Below are 4,442 nucleotides of genomic sequence, written 5' to 3'. Positions count from 1 at the left end.
TGCCGGATCCCTCCTCAGGGCTCCGGCGGGGTCCGGCGGCGCGACGGTGGGCCCGGCGGTGCGGTGGGGCCGGGGCGGCGCGCGGTGACCGGTCGTGCGACAGGTTCCTCGGTGGTCGTACGATCGATGCCACGGCGGTCGTACGACAGGCTCTGTGATGGTCCGAACGACCCAAAGAGATCATCAACGGCAACCTCTGTCCGCGTCTGACCGTTTTTGAGCGCTTACGGGGTGTGACTCGGGCCACGTAGATTGGGCGTAACGCTCTTGCGAACAACGCGATGACCTAAGAGGTGACAGCCGCGGAGGGAATACGGACGCCATTCATGGCGCTGTGTATCTCCCCGGCCCCCGCCCGCGCCGTCGGCCCATCCCCAAGCCGGCGGTCGGCTCCAGTCCGTCCCGGACGGGGCCGGAAGCCGTTTTCCAACGTTCCGAGAGGTTGTTCGTGTCGGCCAGCACATCCCGTACGCTCCCGCCGGAGATCGCCGAGTCCGTCTCTGTCATGGCTCTCATTGAGCGGGGAAAGGCTGAGGGGCAGATCGCCGGCGACGATGTGCGTCGGGCCTTCGAAGCTGACCAGATTCCGGCCACTCAGTGGAAGAACGTACTGCGCAGCCTCAACCAGATCCTTGAGGAAGAGGGTGTGACGCTGATGGTCAGTGCCGCGGAGCCCAAGCGCACCCGTAAGAGCGTCGCAGCGAAGAGTCCGGCCAAGCGCACCGCCACCAAGACGGTCGCGGCGAAGGCCGTGACCACCCGGAAGGCCACCGCCACGGCCGCCCCGGCCGTGGTGCCCGCCGCCGTCGCCGATGATCCGGCCGAGGAGGCGGCGCCCGTGAAGAAGGCCGTTGCCAAGAAGGCCGCCCCCGCCGCCAAGAAGACGGCCGCGAAGAAGACCGCGACCGCCGCCGCCAAGAAGACGGTGGCCAAGAAGACCGCCGCCAAGAAGGACGACGCCGAGATCCTCGAGGACGAGGTCCTCGAAGAGGCCAAGGCGGGCGGCGAGGAGCCCGAGGGCGCCGAGAGCGCGGGCTTCGTCCTGTCCGACGAGGACGAGGACGACGCGCCGGCGCAGCAGGTCGCCGCGGCCGGTGCCACCGCCGACCCGGTCAAGGACTACCTCAAGCAGATCGGCAAGGTCCCCCTGCTCAACGCCGAGCAGGAGGTCGAACTCGCCAAGCGCATCGAGGCCGGTCTGTTCGCCGAGGACAAGCTGGCGAACGCCGACAAGCTCGCCCCGAAGCTCAAGCGCGAGCTGGAGATCATCGCCGAGGACGGCCGCCGCGCCAAGAACCACCTCCTGGAGGCCAACCTCCGTCTGGTGGTCTCCCTGGCCAAGCGGTACACCGGCCGCGGCATGCTCTTCCTGGACCTCATCCAGGAGGGCAACCTCGGTCTGATCCGCGCGGTCGAGAAGTTCGACTACACCAAGGGCTACAAGTTCTCCACGTACGCCACCTGGTGGATCCGTCAGGCGATCACCCGCGCCATGGCCGACCAGGCCCGCACCATCCGTATCCCGGTGCACATGGTCGAGGTCATCAACAAGCTCGCGCGCGTGCAGCGCCAGATGCTCCAGGACCTGGGCCGCGAGCCCACCCCGGAGGAGCTGGCCAAGGAACTCGACATGACCCCGGAGAAGGTCATCGAGGTCCAGAAGTACGGCCGTGAGCCCATCTCGCTGCACACCCCCCTGGGTGAGGACGGCGACAGCGAGTTCGGTGACCTCATCGAGGACTCCGAGGCCGTCGTCCCCGCCGACGCCGTCAGCTTCACGCTCCTCCAGGAGCAGCTGCACTCGGTGCTGGACACCCTGTCCGAGCGCGAGGCCGGCGTCGTCTCCATGCGGTTCGGTCTCACCGACGGTCAGCCGAAGACCCTCGACGAGATCGGCAAGGTCTACGGCGTCACGCGTGAGCGCATCCGCCAGATCGAGTCCAAGACCATGTCGAAGCTGCGCCACCCGTCACGTTCCCAGGTGCTGCGCGACTACCTCGACTAGGTCGCGGTCGTACGACGTCGAAGGCCTGGTCTCCCACCGCGGAGGCCGGGCCTTCGTGCTGCGGGTCGCGGTGCGCTGAATGACTCTGGGTGTCCCGGTACCACCCAGAGTGAGGAGCGTGCATGCGCCGTTCTGTTGCCCCGGCCCTGATCCGGCCGCTGATCCTGGCGGCCGTCGCCACGGCCATACCGCTGGCCACCACGCCTCCCGCAGCCGCCGACAGTGTTGTGGTCGGTGGCTTCCCCGTCGACGTCTCCCAGACCCCGTGGACGGTCGCGCTGTCCAGCCGTGACCGGTTCGGGGGTACGCGGGCCGGTCAGTTCTGCGGCGGAGTGGCGATCGGCCGGACCAAAGTGCTCACAGCCGCCCACTGCCTGGCCGACGAGGTCATCGGCGGGCCCTCGGACCGGGTCCGCGACCTCAAGGTCATCGCGGGCCGCACGGATCTGCTCGCGACGCAGGGCCAGGAGATCCCCGTGACCGTCGCCCGCGTCAATCCGGGCTACGACCCGGACGCCAACACCGGTGACTTCGCCGTCCTCACCCTTGCCGAGCCCCTGCCGAGCGGCACGGTCATCGCGATGGCCTCCCGGGGGGACGCCGCCTACGCGCCCGGCACCAGCGCCCTGGTCTCGGGGTGGGGTGACATCACGGGCGGCGGCGACTACTCGCGCCGGCTGTACGCGGCGCGGCTCCATGTGCTGTCCGACGAGACCTGCGAGCGGGCCTATCCAGGCGGCGCCGACGGCACCTACCGGGCGGGCTCCATGGTGTGCGCGGGCGAGACCCGGGGCGGCCCCGACGCCTGCCAGGGCGACAGCGGTGGGCCGCTGGTCGCACACGGGAAACTGATCGGGCTCGTGTCCTGGGGGAGTGGCTGCGGGCGCCCGGGGAATCCCGGCGTCTACACGCGCGTCTCCGAGGTCGTCAGGGCGCTGGGCCCCGGCGGTGCCTTCAGCGGCTCACGCCGGCCCCACACGCGCTCCTGAGGGCCTCTGTACGGCTACGACGAAGGGCGGCCGCTCCCCTGGAGGAGCGGCCGCCCTTCACCGGCCTGTGCCGGAGCTGGCTCGTCGTAAATGCGAGAGGTCAGCGCTCATCTTCCGAGGCGGTGGCCGGAACGGTGGTCAGCCGCTCCGTCTCGTCCTGTATCTCAGCGGCGATCTTCTTGAGTTCCGGCTCGAACTTGCGACCGTGGTGGGCGCAGAAGAGCAGTTCTCCGCCGCTGAGCAGCACGACGCGCAGGTATGCCTGGGCGCCGCAGCGGTCGCAGCGATCGGCGGCCGTCAGGTGGCTCGCGGGGGTCAGAACAGTAGTCACGTCGCCTCTTCTCTAGCTCGACGAGCTGTCGTACCAGGGTCAACATCCAACCAGCCCGAAAACGTTCCCGCTCGGGGCTTCTCCTCGAAAAAAATCTTTCGAGGTGGCCGTCTGCTGCCGGTTGGCGGCGAATGTGCCGTATTGCGTCTTTTGAGTGCTTACGGGTTCGCGCGGTTCATCGGTCTCATCCTCCCGGCCGGGTTGCCGGTTGTTTGTGAGGACGTGCCCGGAGCCTAAATGGTTCATGCCTCGAAGGGAACGTGATATGTACTTCACTCCATCGAGGGATCGAACACGTATGCGACCTTGGACTAGGGTGAGTTCACGACGAGGGTGGCGTTACAACGGCTCTACCAGGCCTCGGTACCCTCTGAGCGGCGACCGAAGCCGACCCCTTACCCAAAAGGGGCTCCATTGAAATTCAGCGAGGAGCGAACCGCGTGACCGCCGATACGTCCGTGCCGTCCACTGCGCTGCTGGCAGGAGCAGACCGGGACGGCTCCAACTACACCGCGCGGCACCTGCTCGTCCTTGAGGGCCTCGAAGCCGTGCGCAAGCGTCCCGGCATGTACATCGGATCGACCGACAGTCGCGGTCTGATGCACTGCCTGTGGGAGATCATCGACAACTCCGTCGACGAGGCCCTGGCCGGCGCCTGCGACCACATCGAGGTCATCCTCCATGACGACGGCTCTGTCGAGGTCCGGGACAACGGCCGGGGCATCCCCGTGGACACCGAACCTCGCACCGGCCTGTCCGGCGTCGAGGTCGTCATGACCAAGCTGCACGCCGGCGGAAAGTTCGGCGGTGGCTCCTACGCGGCCTCCGGCGGTCTGCACGGCGTCGGTGCCTCTGTGGTGAACGCGCTCTCCGCGCGTCTCGATGTCGAGGTCGACCGCAACGGCAGTGTGCACGCCATCAGCTTCCGCCGTGGCGTGCCGGGTGCCTTCACCGGTGTCGGCCCGGACGGCAAGTTCGAGGCCGGGAGCGGGCTGCGCAAGACCAAGAGGGTGCCCAAGACCCGCAGTGGTACGCGGGTGCGGTACTGGGCTGATCGGCAGATCTTCCTGAAGGATGCCGAGCTGTCGTTGGAGACGCTGCATCAGCGGGCTCGTCA

4 protein-coding genes are annotated in these 4,442 nt (G+C 68.1%); 3 read left to right on the top strand and 1 reads right to left on the bottom strand.

From position 1 onward, the window contains the following. Nucleotides 1-448 precede the first annotated feature (448 nt). Nucleotides 449-2,005 carry an RNA polymerase sigma factor gene (locus ACWGKQ_RS51830; protein WP_453299119.1) on the top strand — a complete coding sequence of 519 codons (1,557 nt, stop codon included), beginning with the start codon at nt 449-451 and terminating at the stop codon, nt 2,003-2,005. Nucleotides 2,006-2,127: 122 nt separating this feature from the next. Continuing rightward, nucleotides 2,128-2,994: a serine protease gene (locus tag ACWGKQ_RS51825; RefSeq protein ID WP_453299118.1), complete on the top strand. Its 867-nt coding sequence runs from the start codon at nt 2,128-2,130 to the stop codon at nt 2,992-2,994. Between the two features lie 100 nt (nt 2,995-3,094). Here ACWGKQ_RS51825 and ACWGKQ_RS51820 read toward each other — a convergent pair whose 3' ends face one another. Next, nucleotides 3,095-3,325, bottom strand: a complete 231-nt coding sequence (locus ACWGKQ_RS51820; RefSeq protein WP_046728668.1) for a DUF7455 domain-containing protein — start codon at nt 3,323-3,325, stop codon at nt 3,095-3,097. A 440-nt stretch (nt 3,326-3,765) separates the two neighbouring features. Here ACWGKQ_RS51820 and ACWGKQ_RS51815 point away from each other — a divergent pair. Next, nucleotides 3,766-4,442, top strand: a 677-nt coding sequence (locus ACWGKQ_RS51815; protein ID WP_453299117.1) for an ATP-binding protein, incomplete at its 3' end; no start/stop codon positions are given.

The sequence above is a fragment of the Streptomyces sp. NPDC054770 genome (genome assembly GCF_053611985.1).
This window is presented reverse-complemented; position numbering and strand designations above follow the sequence as displayed.